Raw genomic sequence first — 18,259 nt, 5'->3', positions numbered from 1 at the left:
CGGTTGAATCTTTTAATTCTTAACGTATCAGGGTAACGTCCCCTGCTTTAACCACTTTGCGGCCAGTACCGGCACAGGTGTACCAAACTTTCCATACATAGACATCCATTTTGGCCAGCTTTCCGCGATAATACCCATCCCAGCCGATCTCAAGGTCCTCGGTACGGAATACCAGCTCTCCCCAACGGGTATAGATCTCCATCACATAATCCTCTATTCCTGTATAGACCGGATAGAAAATATGGTTTAAGGGATCACCGGTGATATAAGATCCGCCATTGGGGCCATTTTCGTCGGGGGTAAAGGCATCAGGGAAATACAGGGCGCAATCTTCTTCAGCACCTACAGCACCTTCCTTAATGACTGTGTCGTAACATACTGGGTCGGTATTGTTGCCCACGGTAAGGCTGATATCGTATATGCCTACCTGCTGATAATAATGCAGGGGTTCAAATTCGTTTGAAATGGTGCCATCGCCCAGATCCCACTCCCACGAATAGGCCAGGCTGGATAAGTTGACCAGCTGGATGGGTTCATAGGGCAGTGTGACATGTTCGGGCATTACCCTGAAATCGGCCACAGGGGGCTGGTGCACCGTAATGATATGGGAGGTTGAATCAACCCCACCCTCTCCATAAACAAGGAGCTTTACTTCATACTGGCCCGGATCGACAAAGGTATGCAGGGGGTTCACCTCTCCAGAGGTGGTCCCGTCATCAAAATCCCACATATAGGAAAGACCATACAGGCTGTTGTTGCTGAATTTAACTTCAAAGGGAGGGCACCCCTTGTCAAGGGCCTGGATTTCAACCACTGGTTTAGGTGCATGAATGATCACCTGGCGGGTTATGTTGTCTGAGCACCAAGCGTTCTCGACCTGCAGGTTCACATTGTAAATGCGGGTCGCGTAATCATTGTTGGTCCAGCGGTAGGTGTGGGAAAAGCTACCGGGATCCTCATCAAAATCGATGATATTCCCATCATCCAGGCTCCAGGTATATAGCCATTGTCCGGGCAGGGACTGGTTCTCAAAGATGACCGTGGTGTTGGGGTAAACCTGCTCATAGGGATCTGCCGAGAAATCAGCAACAGGTTGCGGATATACCGTCACCAGTTTTTCAATAGTATCCTGGCAACCATATGGTGAGGTGGCTGTCAGCAAAACATCGTAATAGGTGGTCTCCTGATCGAAGGCATAGAATACATGTTCGGGGTTTTCGCCAATGGATTGGGTGTTATCGGCAAAAATCCACTCATATTGGTTGGCCCTCAAAGTCTGGTTCACAAAGTCAAGGGTCAGAGGGGTGCAGCCTTCAAAAAAGCCACTGGCCGTAGTGTATTCGGCCTCCACTTCAGGATACACCCTTACATTTTGCGAGAAGGTCCGATCACAACCCCAGTCGTTCATCGTTTGCAGCACCACTGGATAGGTAGCCACTGTATCAGTCAGGTTTCTGAATATCCATTCGAAATCTTCCCCATTGTCAGAGGTATCCTCTCCCAATTCCCAGTCAAACAGTGTTCCGCCGACCGATTGATTGTCGACCAGCACCTGGAGTGGCGAGCAGCCTTGAAGGATACTCAAATCAAACTCCGAATTCGGCCTTGGATATACAGTGATGGTGCGGGTAATTTCTGATTCACACCCAAATTCACTTTCGGCCAACAATTTAACCTGGTATTGCAATGGGTCGGTAAAACTGTTATTGACAAATTCATGCTGAGGCTCCACCTCATTGGTCAGCACCCCATCGGTAAAGTCCCAGACATAAAAGTCGCCTCCCTGGGTAATGTTTACAAAATCAATGGTCAGGGGATGACATCCCTGGAGCTCGCCGCTATAGTCAGCCTGAATGACCGGGTAGGCAGCTACCTGACGGCTGAAGGTGTCAACACAACCAAAATTGTTTTCGACCTCAAGATTTACTGTAAACCAACCGATGCCCTGGTCAGCAGGCTGAACGAATACATTGGAAACAGAACCCTCGGTATTGGAGGAATGGCCATCGCCAAAATCCCACGCATAACGGGTGGCACCCAGGGAGAGATCATCAAATACAATTTCAAAGGGGCTGCATTCTGGATCTTCCGGCGCATCAAAGAGGGCTTTTGGACGGGGATAGACCTCTACAGTGACATCCACTGAATCGCGGCATCCAAACACATTTGTAGCCCGCATGGTGGTGGTATAGAAAGCCGATTCGGTATGGCTGAAGTTGTTGAAGATATGTGTATGGCTATCGGCCTGCTCAATGGAAGTGCTGCCGTCGCCATAGTTCCACTCGTAGGGCATGGTGGCTGTTGCCCCTGACGTAAGGTTAAAGATTTCGGCCTCAAAAGGATGGCATCCCGCCAATTCAGGCAGGCTGACTTCTGCCAGCACCATTGGATAAGCCATGACGTTCATGGTGATGGTATCCTTGCAGCCATAGTCGTTGGTCACAATCAACCGGGGTTGAAAACTCAGCAAATCACCAGTTGTATTCAAATAAGTATGCGTTTGGTCGCCGGGTGAGGCATCCTCTTCTGATCCATCCCCAAAGGTCCACTGGTTAAAGGTATTGCCAATGGACTGGTCAATCAGCGATACTTCAAATGGGGCACAACCCTGGTTGTCGGGCATCTCGAATGCGGCTTCAGGTTTTGGATATACAGTAACGGGCAAGCTGATGGTGTCACGGCAATTGGCAGCAGAAATGGAAATCAGCCTGACATCGTAATGAACGACATCGGTTGGACTATCGTTGGTGAAGGTCCTGGAAGGGCTGGCAAGGGTAGCCGTGCCTCCGTCGCCAAAGTCCCAGAAATAATCCAGGGCATTCAGCGATTCGTTCTGGAAGCTGACTTCCAGGGGGTGGCAACCGGAAGACTCCATGCTGAAATCAGCCACCACTTCCGGGTGAATGGTGATTTCACGCACCTGTTCCTCAAAACAGTTATAATCGTTCTGAACCCAAAGCGAAACCTGGTAGGTTTGTGCACTGGAGGTGGTATTGGAATAGACGTGGCCCAACTGACCGGCATCTGAATCGGAAGAGCTCCCGTCGCCAAAGTTCCACATATAACTGGTAGCACCTATGGCCTGGTTGTAGAAGATGACTTCCTGGGGTGCGCAGTATTCACTGTAATCAAAGGCAAATTCAGCTTCAACCCTGGGATAAACAGTAATTTCAACCTCGGTTGTATCGCGACAGCCATACAATGAACTGGCTACCAGGCTAACGTTAAAGACAGCCGGAACTTCAGGATCGGGGTTTTCAAATTCAAATACAGGCGAAGTGCCCGAAGAAGTTCCTGAGGCATTGCCAAAGTCCCAGTCGTAATATTGAGCCCCAACCGAAAGGTTCTCAAAGTTAACGGTGAGCGGGTTACAGCCTTCCAGCACATCAGGGGTAAACTCAGCTTTAATATAGGGATATACGATTACCGGCCTTACCAGTGTATCCACGCATCCGTAATCGTTTGACACGATCAGGCTGATGTTATGCACTTCAGGCAGGTCAGTAAAGTTCTCCAGGCTATATACAAAGGTGGTGTCCTCATAATTCTGCTCAGGGTAGCCATCATCAAAATTCCATACATACTGGGTAACCCCGTAAGAATTGTTGGTGATCTCCAGTTCATAGGGATGGCAAGCCTGGGGTGGGTCGAATTCAAAGTCAGCCTTGATATATGGTTTTACGTGAACGTAAACGGTATCAAAGTCCTCACATCCAAAGTCATTCCTGGCCTTCAGCACCACTGCATAGGTGGTGTCAGTATCCGAATAGTTATGGAAAGTATGCACGGGTGCGGTATCCACTGAAGAAGCCCCATCGCCAAAGCGCCAGAGGTAGGTATCGGCGCCAAGGCTTGCATTGACAAAGTCCACATGAAGAGGTGCACATCCGCTGATGTCATTGCCGGCAACCGCCTTCACTTCCGGATACACTGTAATTTGCGTGGTCATGGTATCTACACAGAACAGGTCGTTACGGCCAATTAGTGTGATATTGTAATGCTGAGCGGTATCGGAGTTGTTGACGTACAAATGACTCAGTTGTTCAAAATCAAGGCTAAGATTGGTCCCGTCCCCAAGTCGCCAGGAGTAATGTTCAACACCAATGGATTCATTTACAATATTAATCTCAAAGGGAGAACAACCAACGGTTTCATCCAGGCTAAAGAGGGCATGGAGGGGTTCCGTAACCCTGATTGTCACCGAGGCTGAATCTACCAGTCCACAGGCCCCGCTGGCTATCACCGTATAGTGCATGGTGGTGTCGGGAAAAGCAATTGGGGTCTGGCTGTAGGGGTCATCCAGAAAATCCGGAGGACTCCAAACATAGTCGATCCCACCTCCGCCAATCAGCTGAGCGCTCTGCCCGTAACAAATGGCCTCGAACTCAGTCCCGGAATTGACGATCATACTGGTGGCCTTCACCTGGTTGAAGTCGGAGAAGTAGCCATACATGGTACCTGAAGCCGCCCCCCCATTGATGATGGCCAGGTGAAACAGGTCCTTAGTGTTTTCAATGAAGTTGGGGCTCCCTGCCGGGATCTCATTGGTAAATTCAAATTCAGCTGCCAGCCATTGGGTAGTTCCCGGCACGGGGTTAAAGGAAGAAGCAGGGATCATGGTCGTGCTGCCATTCAGGATGAAGCCGTCCTCAGCGCCTGCCCTGACCATGATGTTCAGGAAAAATCGCTCAACAACACCATTTACATCAGTTCCCTCCTTTGACCGGGTAAATGAGATCTGGCTTGATCCGTTGCAGAAGTTCACCGGGGGCAGTATGGCGCCGCCCATCTCGCAGCCAAAGCCAGCCACGTGATAAACATAGGAAGGCTTAGTTGTCTGGATGTGGTGGGTTTGATTCACCAGCTGATGCTTAAAGGATTCGGCCTCATTCAGGACACCGACATAAGAGCCATCAATATAGAGTTCCGTATTGTTCTCCGTAGCCATAACATAAACCGACTCTTGCATGCCTGCATTCAATCGTCCGCGCATGGCAATGTATTCTGTTCCGATGATATTTACTGGGACGATCTGATCACCAACCAGATCCCTGCACGACTGGGGGTAGGAGTCCACCGAGTCATCACTGGAGGTGATGGCAATGGGCTTATTGGAGATCACCCTGGAACCCGTCAGCCTGTATTGTGGTCTTTGCCCGATGCGGGGGAAGGTGCCCGAAAAAATGCGGTTGGGCGCGGCGGCATAAGTGTCGGCCCGGTTCAGCAACACCGTAATGGTATCACCAGGAAGAAAAGGATCACTTTCATTGCCGCTGTAAACAGGGTTTGTGGGTATGATTTTAACGACCGTGTTATCCTGCGTGGCTACGATATTAATGGTTGAAAAAGGCAATGGGCTATAGTTACCATTGCGGTAAGTGTTTTGAAATGGGACATAAAAATTGGTTCCGAGGGCATTCTTGCCCTTGAGGGAGAAGATGTCCGTATTGTAATAGGTCCCGATTTCATAGTAAGCGGTGACGGGGGTGGTGGAAGTGATATGGAGACCCCTTCCGTGGATTTCATTGGGCATGGGGTGCCAGAGAATATCATATAGATCGGAGAGGTCTTCGGTGTGTGCCGCATTGGCCGGCATGGTAAATTCAATAGGTGTAAATGCAGGGTTGGCCGGCATATCAATGGTGATGGTTGCCGGCAAACTCATAGAAGCAAAACGCAGGTAAAATTTGCGTCCCCCGTAATAGTTAGGAACGCTGGGATCGAAACCGTGCCCTTCTGTCACCCGGGGAGCCACAAACCAGAACTCGGTGTCGGTCTGGGCCTTAAGGCTCCCGGCAAAAAAAAGCAGCAATAACAACACTAACAATGGTCTATTTTTGCCCATACGACGCTTTTTGCTTGGTGGAAGCGCGGCAAATAAAACCTTTTCCCCCGGTTTATTTCTGCGCTGTCTTAACTAAAAGATCGGCCCGGCCGGTCTTCTTCATTATCCAGTTCAAATGTACTGAGCAGTTGAACTGCAGAAAAGCGTAATATCACGGCAATTTTAACCTCAGGGCTTCACAATAAACCCGGTAGTTTTCCACGGGTATTCCCCTTCCCTTTCTCCAAAATTGGCACAAAAAAAAAGGGAGGGCCGGTGGCCCTCCCTTTCAGGAAAAAAGCAATGAAGCTTTATTTAGCAATCTGAATCCGTTGGGTTGTCAAACCTTTAGATGTCAGAACCTGTACAAAGTAGATGCCATTGCGGAATCCGCCAACATTCACTTCATGACGTTCTCCCTGGACATCAGAGGTGTAAACAACCTGTCCAAGCATATCAATGATACGAACTTCACGGATCATCTCTCCAGAGACGATATGCATCATATCACGCGCAGGGTTGGGGTATACCAGGAGTTCACCGGCATCAACCGTGGGTACTTCTACCGGGTTATTGATGTTGCCAAACACGTCGTCAACGGTCATGTCGCCTGCAACAACAATTTCCCTGTCGGGAGCTCCAGCCCATTCGCCACCGTCCCAGCCGGCATTCATGAAGTACTTATATGCATAAGTACCTGCTTCCAGCTCAAGGGTATGGGTCATGATGTTTGGATCGCCTGTCTCTTCCATGGTCTGGTTGTCAGGATCATCGCCAGGAGTAGTCCAGTCAAGCATTGAACCAGTCATGTAGATCACGTCAGTCTCAGTATACTCAACCTCATGCATGTGAACATTGAATGTCACCTGATAGGTTTCTGAAACCACACCATTCTCAATGGTAAAGGGCAGGGTAATCACTTCGCTGGCACCAGAGGAGTAAACTGACTGAACACCGGCAACATAGTCGCCATTGGCAAGGCCGGTAAACAGGAACTCAGTGTTGGCAACCGAAGTAGCCACGGGAGTTACCATATCATCCAGGTAAACGTTGTAGCCTTCAAATGATTTCCTGGGAGCAGGAATCATATCGGCAGGATTAACTGAAGGATAGAAAACACCATCGCGGGCAGTAAGGTTTTCACCCTGCTGGATATTCCCTGCAGGAGCAGCGATCAGATCTTTTACATCGATCCTCATATCACCAACGGTGATGTTGTCAATAGCCCATGCATACCACATACCCTGTCCGTCACCATCAACATTCTGCCATGCAATGTGAACTTCCTGACCAACATACGCTGAGAGGTCAATCACGGCAGGGGTTGCATAATGGTTATCAGCTTCAGGCAGCGTGCTGGCATCCCAAAGGACAGTCCAGGTATCGCCACCATCGGTTGAGATCTTCACGTAGTAGTGGTCGAGATTGACAGAACCATTGTGGCCATAGTACCAGAAGGTCAAATCACCGGCAGGAGCAGTAAAGGCAGGGGTAATCAGCCATTCATCCTGATGACCGTAATCCCAGTACATAAATGCCTGGTAATCTCCATCCTGAGGTACCACGTCCCCACTGGTAAATTCAATGGTTCCCACGATAGCCCAGGTAGTGGGCAGGGTTCCGCCAGCAGTGTTGGTAATTATCTGGGTCCAGCCTTCCGGAATAGCACCGGTTTCGAAGCTTTCGCCCCAGCCCGTTGCATTGTTCCAGCTGAAGGTTGCTTCACCAGCCGTTTCACCTTCAACCACCATCAGTCCATAAGGATCAACAATGATCTCAATCAGTTCGGCGGTAAGGGTGGCAACATCCTGGATGTTAATGTCTGCTTCAACATACTCTTCGTAACCACCCAGGGTTACAGTCATAGTGTACATCCCTTTGCGAACGGTTTCGAAAACTACTGAGCCATCAGCACCAACGGTACCAGTGTATTCAAACTGGGTCTCAGTCTGGTTGGCCAGGTGTACCAATGCACCTTCGGAACTGTCACCTGAGTTGGTAGTAACATCAACGGTTACCTCAACACCCATGGCAATAACGAAGTCAACGGTTACGATTTCTGACATACCCGTGGTATAAAGAGCAGAAACACCAGCTGTGTATGTACCTTCCTCCAGTCCGGTAAACAGATATTCGGTTACTTCAACTCCTTCGGCCATGGGGATTTCCATGTCATTGAGGTAGATGTTGAATCCATCAAATATCTTCTCTTCTTCAGGTGCTACAATGGTCTGATTATTAATGGTTGCTTCTGTGCTTGACAGGGCGGTACCCAGTCTGGACGCAGTTTCAACCTGGTCAGCCGTCAGCATTTGAGCCTTAACCACTTTATCGGGAGCAAAGGCCGTGGAGATCCAAAGATTGATGAAGAAGTCACCAACGGTGGATCCGTTGATGGTGAAGTTGTTCAGGTCGCTCATCGGAGCCTGCAGTGAAACCCCATTGGGACCGGTAGCATCGGTGGTGATATCGGGATAAGCATCAGCGGCTGTATTGCCCTGGGGCTGGATCAGGATGGCAACCTGTGAAAGGCCAGCCACACTAACTGCACCCAAATCAACAGCTTCTTCCCATGCATCATTGACAAGGGTGTTGATCGGACCAACGGTTTCAATGATGGTCTTGGTTTCCCAGTTAATGATGTGCACCAGGTAAGGATAAGTGCCATTGGGCAAACCCCACTGTAAATGGTGGAAATCAATCGCTTCAACGACTGCATCGGGGAATGCGGTCAGGTCATATACCACGCCATAGCCATTGTCCATGCTTTGATAAAATGCATTAGGCTCAGCAGGGATGGCGCCATCGTGCTGATACAGCATGGTCATCTCGGCTGAGTTCCAGGTCAACAAGGCATTGCCATCGCCCTGGTTGTAGGGATCAATGCTAACGCCATAAGGTGCAGCCAGAATTTCAGTAAGAACGATGGTTCCAAGATCAAGATCAGCGTCAACATTGACAACAGCGGTATGAACCTCATAGCCTGGCATCGAAATGGTGACATCATAAGAACCGGCATATACTTCGGGGAACATAAATACGCCACCAACACCGGCCATCATGTAATAATCTTCATAACCTTCCATCCAGATCTCGGCGCCTTCAAGCAGCACATCGTCATTGCCTTCAATCACACCGTTCACGGCATATTGCGGAATGGCAGCCATTACGGCATCCACCACAGTGGTTTCGTCTTCAACGATGAGGACATCTTCTGCAAGGTATGAAGTAAAGCCAAAGAGCTCAAAGTGAACGTCGTACGTACCGGGTAGCAGATATGGGAATGAATAATAACCGGTAGCATCGGTAACGGTCGAAGCCATGGTACCTACAACACTGACGTCAACCCCTTCCAGCGGGTTTGTGCCATCGGTAACCATACCTTCCATTGCACCCAATCCAGCAGTCGAGAAGTAAAGGGTGGTGTTGGGATGCCAATGGATTACTGAACCAGTTCCGGGGTTAGCCGGATCCAGCGGAGCTGTTCCGTCAGCAGAAAGGCGACGGGTGCGGCTTGAACCGTCATCCAGTGTGCCGTAGAAACGGTCAAGGCTGCTGAAATACTGGTCTTCCCATACGCGGTTGGTATAAACCACCAGGTTGCCACCCGTGTAAACATAGGGCTGCTGAAAAGGAATAATGATGGAATTCTCACCTGTCGGGAAATCGAGGGTGCCATCATAAACCAATGTCAGGTTCTCAAGGGGAACCCAGCCAGCGCTGAGATCAGTGGCATCGGTTTCGCCTACCCATACCTTAATGGGTTTTCCGGGAAGGTTGGTTTGGAAGTTATTGGTATAACCCAAACCAGTCAGCACGCCACCGCCTAAGCCCAGTTCATCAGGGAAATAAAGCGTCTGGCTGAAGCTGTTCTTATAGAAGAAGTCGAACGGGATGCGCGAGCTCGGATAGGCTGTGCCTGTACCAATGGTAACGGCAATGACGTCAGCACCCTGTACGGTAAGGTTAAGGTTAGGGGTTTGGTTGTTACCGGGCATTTCATCGGCAGTAAATTCAACCACACCATAAACAAAGGTATTGCCTTCATCCGCTTCCTGTGGGGTCCAGGCCAGGTCAAAGGTGAGGGTTTCACCAAATTCAATGGCAGTACCAGCAACGGAAGCCAGCTCAACGCCACCCTCCTGCATCAGTTTAACGGTATAATCGGTGGCTGTCATGGTCCCTGCATTCTTCACAGCAACGGTGTAAATGCTTTCAGTACCTACTGAAGGGGTGGCATTACCTGTAATGGCCTCACCAATCAGGTCATGCTCAAGCACTGGTTCAAGAATCATATTGTCGAAATACCAGTAGTTGATGTTGTAGGCATCCCCATTGAAACGGAAACCAAAGTGAACCGTGGTAGCACCATCAGGAACATTGAGATACAGTTCGTAATCACCGGCCGGAATGCTGGCAATAATTTCCTCTTCCCAAAGCGCAGTCCAGGTAGTTCCGCCATCATACGAAACATCAATAGCAGCAATTTCACCTTCGTTTCCTGAATAATCATTGAGATACTGCTTATACTTAAACCTCAGGGCAGAATAACCTTCCACGTTGACCGGGTAACTGATCAGGCGGCTCAGGCCCACGAAAGCGGGGCTCCAGCCTAAGCGAAGTTCAGGAGACGTACCACCGGCGTTTGCCGTAGCAACCACGCTCCAGTTGGTCTGTCCAAGTCCTTCAACCATCCAGCCCGGAGGCAGTGCACCTGTGGCATAGTCAAAGACTTCATACATCAGGATGCCTTCAGCACCCAACAAGGCCACGTTGGAAGCAGCGCTTCCACCTTCACCCACGGCATTGCTGGCTGTCACTACATAATAATAGTTGCCAATACCGGGAACGGTAGCATCCGTATACTCAAGGGCAGTAATATCGGTAGCCACTTCAACACCGTCAGGCATACGAACCACGGTATAGGTCATACCAGCAGGATCCAGGTAGCCGCCGTTGAAGCCTTCAGTGGGGGCAGTCCAGGTCACATAACCATCGTTGCCCTGGGCGACAAGGGTCACATCGCCGGGAGCAGCCGGAACATCCGGTCCGACAAATACCACAGCTGAAGCACCGGGGCCATCGCCGAGGTCATTGCTGCCATAAACAGAATAGCTGACAAAGCCACCTTCTGTAAGGGCATTGTCAACAAAGGTCTCAGCGGCACCAATGGTCGGATCAGTAATGGTGTGGATCAATTCAGCACCCCTGTAAACATAGATAAAATCAAGGTCGGTGAGGGTCTCGCCGCTGACGGTCAGTGCGGGGTTATCCCAGCTCAGTGACACTTCAAGCGCACCAGCAGCACCGGCTACAGCAGCCAGGTTTAGTGGGGCGGCCGGAGCACCGGGATCAGCCAGCACCTCAACATAGCCCTGGATATTCCAGTTGTAAGGGAGGGCGCCCAGGTCTGTAAGTTCCTGCCATACACCTTCCCAATAAATCATATTACCCTTGCCTGCCACTTGCGGACCAGCGTCACAGCCAGCGGGATAGCCCGTGGTAGTAGAGATCGTGTAACCAATCCACAATTCCTGGCTGGCATCGATATTCACCGGGGTGGTCAGTTCAATGTCGTTCCAGGCTTCAATGGTAACAGTACTTACAGCCTGCGAATACACCTCAGTGGGCGGGTTGGTTCCCTGCCATACCTTCAGGGTGTAAACGGCTGAAGCAACATAAGGCACAAACTGAATGCGGGTGATAGCCGTGCCGGCATATCCCGCCAGGTCAGTTGGGTCAAAACGGGCAGCAACGGCAAAATCAGCCGCACCACCTGTGCCAATGGCATCATCATTCACGCCACTGTCCCAGTGGATCCATTCAGGAGCACTTTTGGGAGCGTCAAGTTCATGCCAGAACAAGGGCTTCACTGGCTGCTGAACACCAGGCAAAACCTGCGATGCACCTGACTTGACCATTACAGGCGCATCGACATCTGGTTTCATATTCTCAATTTGCAATTTTTCTGCTTCGCTCAGATCTCCGGGACCCTGCGAAAAGGCAACAAAACCAGCAAAAATCACAAGTAAAAAAAACGTAATTCTCTTCATAAGGATTTGTTTTTGATTAGGAATTTTTGTTAACAAAATGCAACTCTTTTTAGAAATTGAAAACCATAAACCTCCTGCTTTAATGAAACAATTGTTTTCCTTTATCCGTGGAATACGGAATTTTGAAGGTTAAAGAAACAAATTTTTTCGCATCTTTCGGCCATTTTTTAAAAAATTCTTCCCATTAATAAACAATTCCCCGCTACAGGAATTATTCAAAAAGGCGGAATTTATTTCAAGTTTTTTTGTGCTACATTTGTATTAACCATCTGCCTAAGCAAACCATAAATATGAACAAATTCTCATATCTAGGTAACTCGGAGATTTCAGGCATAGAAGAATTATACCAGAAATACCTCTCTAACCCTGAATCGGTGGAACCTTCCTGGCGACAATTTTTCGAAGGCTTTGATTTTGCCCGCACTCAATTTCCCCGCGAAGGGGTGATGGAAGAAAAGGAAGCGCTGCAATACCGGAAAGAGTTTAATGTCATTAACCTCATCAACGGATACCGCGAGCGCGGCCACCTGTTTACCCTGACCAACCCGGTACGCACCCGGCGTAAGTATACCCCCAGGCTCGACCCCGAGAACTTCGGACTCAGCCCCGATGACTTCAAAACCACCTTCCAGGCAGGCAATGAAATTGGCATAGGGCCCGCACCCCTGGAGCGCATCATCGCCCACCTGAAACAAACCTATCGCCAGAGCATCGGGGTAGAGTATATGTACATCCGTAGCCCTGAAATCGTTGAGTGGCTTCGAAACCGCATGGAATCGAGCCGCAACACCCCTGCTTTCGACGCTGCCAAGAAGCTCCAGATCCTGCAGAAACTGACCGAGGCCGTAGGATTTGAGCAATTCCTGCGTAAGCGCTTCCCGGGGCAGAAACGTTTTTCACTCGAGGGCTGCGAAACCCTCATTCCCGCCCTCGATGCGGTCATCGAAAAGGGTGCCGGGAGCGGCACAGAGGAAGTGGTATTGGGCATGGCCCACCGGGGACGGCTTAATGTGCTGGGCAACATCCTCAAAAAACCCTTTCACAAGATCTTCAGCGAATTTGAAGGCAAGGAATATGCCGAAGAAACCCTGCTGGGCGACGTGAAATATCACCTGGGCTGCACCCTCGAAACCACCACCCGCAACCATCACGCGGTAAACCTGAGCATTGCCCCTAACCCCAGTCACCTGGAGGCCGTAAACCCTGTGGTCGAAGGCATTGCCCGGGCGAAGATCGACCAGAAACACAAGGGGGATATGACCCGGCTGGTGCCTATCCTCATCCATGGCGATGCCTCCATAGCCGGACAAGGCATCGTTTACGAAGTCCTGCAAATGTCGCAGCTGCCTGCCTTCAGCACCGGGGGAACCATTCACCTCGTCATCAACAACCAGCTGGGCTTCACCACCAATTACCTCGATGGGCGTTCAAGCACCTATTGCACCGACGTGGCCAAAACCATCCAATCGCCTATTTTCCATGTGAACGGCGATGACGTGGAGGCGGTGGTGTTTACCATTGAACTGGCCATGGAGTTTCGCCAACGCTTCCAGCGCGACGTCTTTATCGACCTGCTGAGCTACCGCAAGCACGGCCACAACGAAGGCGACGAGCCCCGCTTCACTCAGCCCATCCTCTACAAGATCATTGAGAAACATCCCGATCCTGCCACCATTTATATAGAAAAGCTGCGCGAGGAGAAGGTCCTTGAAGAGGGACAGGCCCAATCCATTCGTAAAGCTTTCGAAGAAATGCTTGATGTGGAGTTGGAAAAGGCCCGCAAAATTAAAAAGGGACACATCGACCCCTTCCTCGAGAATACCTGGAAGGAATTCCGCAAGGCAGTGGATCAGGATTTCACCCAGGCCATCGACACCGGTGTAAAAAAAGACATATTAAAATCTCTTGGCGAGAAAGTCACCAGCCTGCCCACCGACAAGCCTTTCTTCCGCAAGACGCGCAAGCTGATGGAAGAACGCCAGCAGATGATTGCCAATGGAGGCAAGCTCGACTGGGCCATGGGCGAAACCCTGGCGTATGCCACCCTGCTCAGCGAGGGCATCCCCATCCGCTTTACAGGGCAGGACGTTGAACGCGGCACTTTCAGCCACCGCCACGCCGTCATCAAGCTGGAAGATTCGGAAGAGGAGTATGTGCCGCTCAACAACCTGGGCAAGGGCCAGGCCCATTTTGAGATCTACAACTCCCTGCTTTCAGAATACGGGGTGCTGGGCTTCGAATACGGCTATGCCATGGCCAACCCCGACAGCCTCGTCATCTGGGAAGCACAGTTCGGCGACTTCAACAATGGCGCCCAAATCATCATCGACCAGTTTATCACCAGCGGTGAAGAAAAGTGGAAAGTGATGAACGGGCTGGTACTTTACCTGCCCCATGGCTTTGAGGGACAGGGGCCGGAGCATTCCAGCGCCCGCCTCGAGCGCTTCCTGGCCTCCTGCGCCGAAAACAACATACAGGTGGCCAACTGCAGCACCCCTGCCAGCCTGTTTCACTTGCTGCGCCGCCAGATGAAACGCCCCTTCCGCAAGCCCCTGGTGGTGTTTACCCCCAAGAGCCTGCTGCGCCACCCCCAGTGCGTCTCCAACCTCCAGGACCTCAGCGAGGGCCATTTCCAGGAAATCATTGACGACGCTTCGGCCGACCCCAAAAAGGTCGACCGCGTGCTGATCTGCAGCGGAAAGATCTATTACGAGCTGCTTGAAGAAAAAAAACAGAAAGGCTTTGACAACACCGCCATCCTGCGGCTCGAGCAGATCTATCCCCTTCCGGAACAAGCGCTGAGAACCCTGATCGACAAATACCAGGGCGCGCGGCGCATCATATGGGTCCAGGAAGAACCCCAGAACATGGGCGCCTGGCCGTTCCTTTCGCAAAACCTCAGCGATGTTCCGATGAGTGTCATTGCAAGGCCTCCCAGTGCAAGCCCTGCCAGCGGCTCAAGCAAGTTCCACCAGATGCAGCAGCAGAAGATCATTGAGAAAGCCTTTGAAGAGTGTGACTGCGAGAATGTATGCCACGAATGCCATCAGATGTGCATCAGTCAATTAGTGGAAAACCAATAAAACCGAACCTATGCTTATCGATATCCGAGTGCCCTCAGCCGGCGAATCCATCACCCAGGTAGAACTGGCCCGCTGGCTGGTTGAAGATGGCGCTTATGTAGAGAAAGACCAGGAAATCGCCGAAATCGATTCCGACAAGGCCACCCTCACCATCAATGCCGAGCAGGCCGGGAAAATTCGTATTTCAGTAGAAGAAGGCACCACCACCGAGCCCGGCAAGATCATAGGCCAGATCGACACCGAAGCTGCGGCGCCTGCAGCCAGCACAAAACAGGAAGAAGCGCCTGCTCCTGAAACGAAACAGGAAGCCCCTCCGGAAGAAAAGCCAAAAGCAAGCCCTGCTGCAGCGCAACCCGAAGAAAAGAAAACGGAGCCTGCCCAAAGCGGCTTTACCTTTTCGCCCCAGGCACAGAAGCTCCTCGACGAGCTGGGTGTCAGGCAAGCGGAGGTGCACCCCAATCCTGACGGCCGCCGCATCACCCGCAAGGATATCCTGGCAGCCATTGCCGGGGAATATCAAAAAACCACTGGCGCAGGGTCTTCACAGCCTGCTTCGCCTGCCACAGCCACCTGGGGAGGCAGCCGCAACGAGAACCGCCAGAAAATGTCGACCCTGCGCAAAAAAGTGGCCGAGCGCCTGGTTGCCGTGAAGAACCAAACGGCCATGCTCACCACCTTCAACGAGGTCGACATGTCGGCCATCCTCGATTTGCGCAAGCAATATCAGAAAGCCTTCCAGGAGAAGTATGGCCTCAAGCTGGGGATGATGTCCTTTTTCGCAAAAGCCATTACGGAGGCCATCCCCCACTTCCCGCAGGTCAATGGCCGCATTGAGGACAACGCCATCGTGCTGCCCGAATTTGCCGATGTGGGCATTGCGGTAAGCACCCCCAAGGGCCTGATGGTCCCGGTGATCCGCAATGCCGAACAACTGTCGATACCCGAGCTGGAGCTGAAGATCGCTGAGCTGGCTCAGAAAGCCCGCGACAACAAGATCAGCATCGAAGAGCTTACAGGGGGCACCATCTCCATCACCAATGGCGGGGTGTTTGGCTCCATGCTCTCCACCCCCATTATCAATCCGCCGCAAAGCGCCATCCTGGGCATGCACAACATCGTTGAGCGCCCCGTGGCCATCAACGGACGGGTAGAGATCAGGCCGGTGATGTACCTGGCCCTCTCTTACGACCACCGCATAGTGGATGGCAAGGAATCCGTGGGATTCCTCGTCAAGGTGAAGGAAATGGTCGAACATCCCGAACGCATGCTCTTTGGCGGGCACGACCCCATGGGCAGCCTTTTGGGACTGTAGTGAACGAAATCGTTGGTTGATTGTTAAGCGTTTATGGCACTCATCAAAAGCATCAGGGGCTTCACCCCTGCCTTCGGAAAAGACTGCTACCTGGCCGACAATGCCACCATCATCGGCGATGTGGTGATGGGCGACCAGTGCAGCGTATGGTTTAATGCCGTGGTGCGCGGCGACGTCCACCGCATCCGTATCGGCAACAAGGTCAACATCCAGGACGGGGCCGTCATCCACTGCACCTACCAGACCGCCCCCACCACCATCGGCAACAATGTGTCGATTGCCCATAAAGCCATCGTCCATGGCTGCACCGTTGAGGACAATGTGCTCATCGGGATGAATGCCATCGTGATGGACAACGCCCGTATCGGCAGCAATTCCATCATTGCCGCCGGGGCCGTGGTGCTCGAAAACACTGTGGTCGAGCCCGGCAGCGTCTGGGCCGGCATCCCCGCCCGTAAAGTAAAGGACATCAGCCAGGAACTCACCCACGACCTGCTCGAGCGCATCTCGAACAACTACGTGAAATACGCCGGCTGGTACCGCGACGAGGAATCCTGATTCCCCTCCCCTTCCCCCTGCATCATCGCTTCCCCCTTCCGTACAGGCTCCTTCACCCGAACCAGTCAATAAGGGGTTAAAAAACAAGCGTCCCGAAAGCACGAAAGGTTAAACAACCGCTAAGCACGCTCATAGTTAATACGGAGTTTATTCGGTTTAAACCGAACAAACTCCGTATTAACTCCGTATTAACTCCGAAGATGGACTGAGAATGCCAGAGCGGTGAACATGCCTTAAATGCAGTCAGGGCAAGCCTTTGAGAAGATTTTGCACAAAAAAGGAAACCGTCTGCAGGTTTGATCCTGAGACGGTTTCAGCAATGTCTTTTAAGATTTGCAGCGCCTTATTCGGCGATACCCAGTTTGGTCTTCACCAGTCCCATGATATTGTCGGAGGGCGGGAAATAAAGCACCTGTCCGCCAGCGGTATCAAACACATAGGCATAGCCATTTTCCTTGGCCACATCTTCAATGGCCTGGCGGGCGGCATCAATGATGGGGCTCAGCAACTGGTTTTCCTGGTTGGCGAGGTCTTGCTGGGCCTGCTCCTGGAATTCCTGGAGACGCTCCTGGATGCTGGTGATCTCACGCTGCTTCGACTGACGGATCAGCTCAGAGTAGGTGGATTCGTTGGTGAGGTAGTCCTGGTATTTGGTCTGCAGTTCAGTCTGCATGGCGGTAAACTGCTGTTCCAGTTGCTGAGCATAATTTTCCAGCTTGACCTGGGCAGAATCGCGACCCGGCATAATACTTAACAGTTCATTGGTGTTGATATGACCAAGTTTGGGTTGCTGTGCCGACACGGTGGTTCCCAGCAGGAGAATTACCAGAACGGGCAGATAAAGCAGCTTTTTCATTGTTTTGTTTTCGCGTTGGTGAATACTGTTTTGTTTGGGCCACAAAAATAAACAATAATCGCGAACCAACTCACTTTTTAACAGCATTTAAGAGCTTGCCGGTAGAAAAATTTTTTCGGGGCTTTAAAAATTTTTTTCTGTTTAAAAAAATGCTTGTATATTTGCAGCCTTAAAACGCGATTGCGGAAATAGCTCAGTTGGTAGAGCACGACCTTGCCAAGGTCGGGGTCGCGGGTTCGAGTCCCGTTTTCCGCTCAAAAAAACCTCTGATGAAGAGGTTTTTTTTTATAATTTCGTGAAGGAAAGTGTCACCCGCCCGGATGGTGGAATTGGTAGACACCCAGGACTTAAAATCCTGTGGCCATTGCGGCCGTGCCGGTTCGAGCCCGGCTCCGGGTACAAAAGCCCCGTCAGTAAATATGCTGGCGGGGTTTTTGGTTTAAGGTTTAAGGTTTAAGGTTTAAGGTTCAAAGTTTAAGATTCAAGGTTCAAAGCTCAAGTGCTTGTCCGCTAATCAGCGGATTCAAGGTTTGTATCTGCAGGCACGGACTCCCTCCGCTAGCCAGCGGAGGG

Annotated in this window: 6 protein-coding genes and 2 tRNA genes; 5 read left to right on the top strand and 3 right to left on the bottom strand. The window is 51.1% G+C overall.

Features of this window, described 5'->3' with window-relative positions; all coding sequences use genetic code 11:
* Positions 1 to 19: 19 nt before the first annotated feature.
* Both V2I46_08720 and V2I46_08715 read right to left on the bottom strand, forming a co-directional pair.
* Positions 20 to 5,845, bottom strand: a complete 5,826-nt coding sequence (locus V2I46_08720) for a PKD domain-containing protein (protein ID MEE4177578.1) — start codon at positions 5,843 to 5,845, stop codon at positions 20 to 22.
* Positions 5,846 to 6,135: 290 nt separating this feature from the next.
* Positions 6,136 to 11,877, bottom strand: a complete 5,742-nt coding sequence (locus tag V2I46_08715; protein ID MEE4177577.1) for a choice-of-anchor J domain-containing protein — start codon at positions 11,875 to 11,877, stop codon at positions 6,136 to 6,138.
* 290 nt (positions 11,878 to 12,167) lie between these two features.
* On the opposite strand from V2I46_08715, the gene V2I46_08710 reads away from it, so the two are divergent.
* From V2I46_08710 to V2I46_08700, 3 genes are read left to right on the top strand one after another with little or no spacing between them, the layout of a single operon-like run.
* The gene (locus tag V2I46_08710) at positions 12,168 to 14,960 is read left to right on the top strand and encodes a 2-oxoglutarate dehydrogenase E1 component (GenBank protein MEE4177576.1); all 2,793 of its coding nucleotides are present in this window, start codon (positions 12,168 to 12,170) and stop codon (positions 14,958 to 14,960) included.
* A 10-nt stretch (positions 14,961 to 14,970) separates the two neighbouring features.
* Positions 14,971 to 16,272 (top strand): 2-oxoglutarate dehydrogenase complex dihydrolipoyllysine-residue succinyltransferase, encoded by a 1,302-nt coding sequence (odhB, locus tag V2I46_08705; GenBank protein ID MEE4177575.1) that lies wholly within the window; start codon positions 14,971 to 14,973, stop codon positions 16,270 to 16,272.
* A gap of 33 nt (positions 16,273 to 16,305) precedes the next feature.
* Positions 16,306 to 16,830 (top strand): gamma carbonic anhydrase family protein, encoded by a 525-nt coding sequence (locus V2I46_08700; protein ID MEE4177574.1) that lies wholly within the window; start codon positions 16,306 to 16,308, stop codon positions 16,828 to 16,830.
* A 343-nt stretch (positions 16,831 to 17,173) separates the two neighbouring features.
* Here V2I46_08700 and V2I46_08695 read toward each other — a convergent pair whose 3' ends face one another.
* Positions 17,174 to 17,686, bottom strand: coding sequence for an OmpH family outer membrane protein (locus V2I46_08695; protein MEE4177573.1), 513 nt, complete (start codon positions 17,684 to 17,686; stop codon positions 17,174 to 17,176).
* A gap of 182 nt (positions 17,687 to 17,868) precedes the next feature.
* Between V2I46_08695 and V2I46_08690 the strand changes: the two genes are divergently transcribed.
* Both V2I46_08690 and V2I46_08685 read left to right on the top strand, forming a co-directional pair.
* A tRNA-Gly gene (locus tag V2I46_08690) sits at positions 17,869 to 17,941 on the top strand.
* A 59-nt stretch (positions 17,942 to 18,000) separates the two neighbouring features.
* Positions 18,001 to 18,085 (top strand) — tRNA-Leu (locus V2I46_08685).
* Positions 18,086 to 18,259 lie beyond the last annotated feature (174 nt).

Source organism: Bacteroides sp., from assembly GCA_036351255.1.
In the GTDB taxonomy this organism is placed as follows: domain Bacteria; phylum Bacteroidota; class Bacteroidia; order Bacteroidales; family UBA7960; genus UBA7960.
This window is presented reverse-complemented; position numbering and strand designations above follow the sequence as displayed.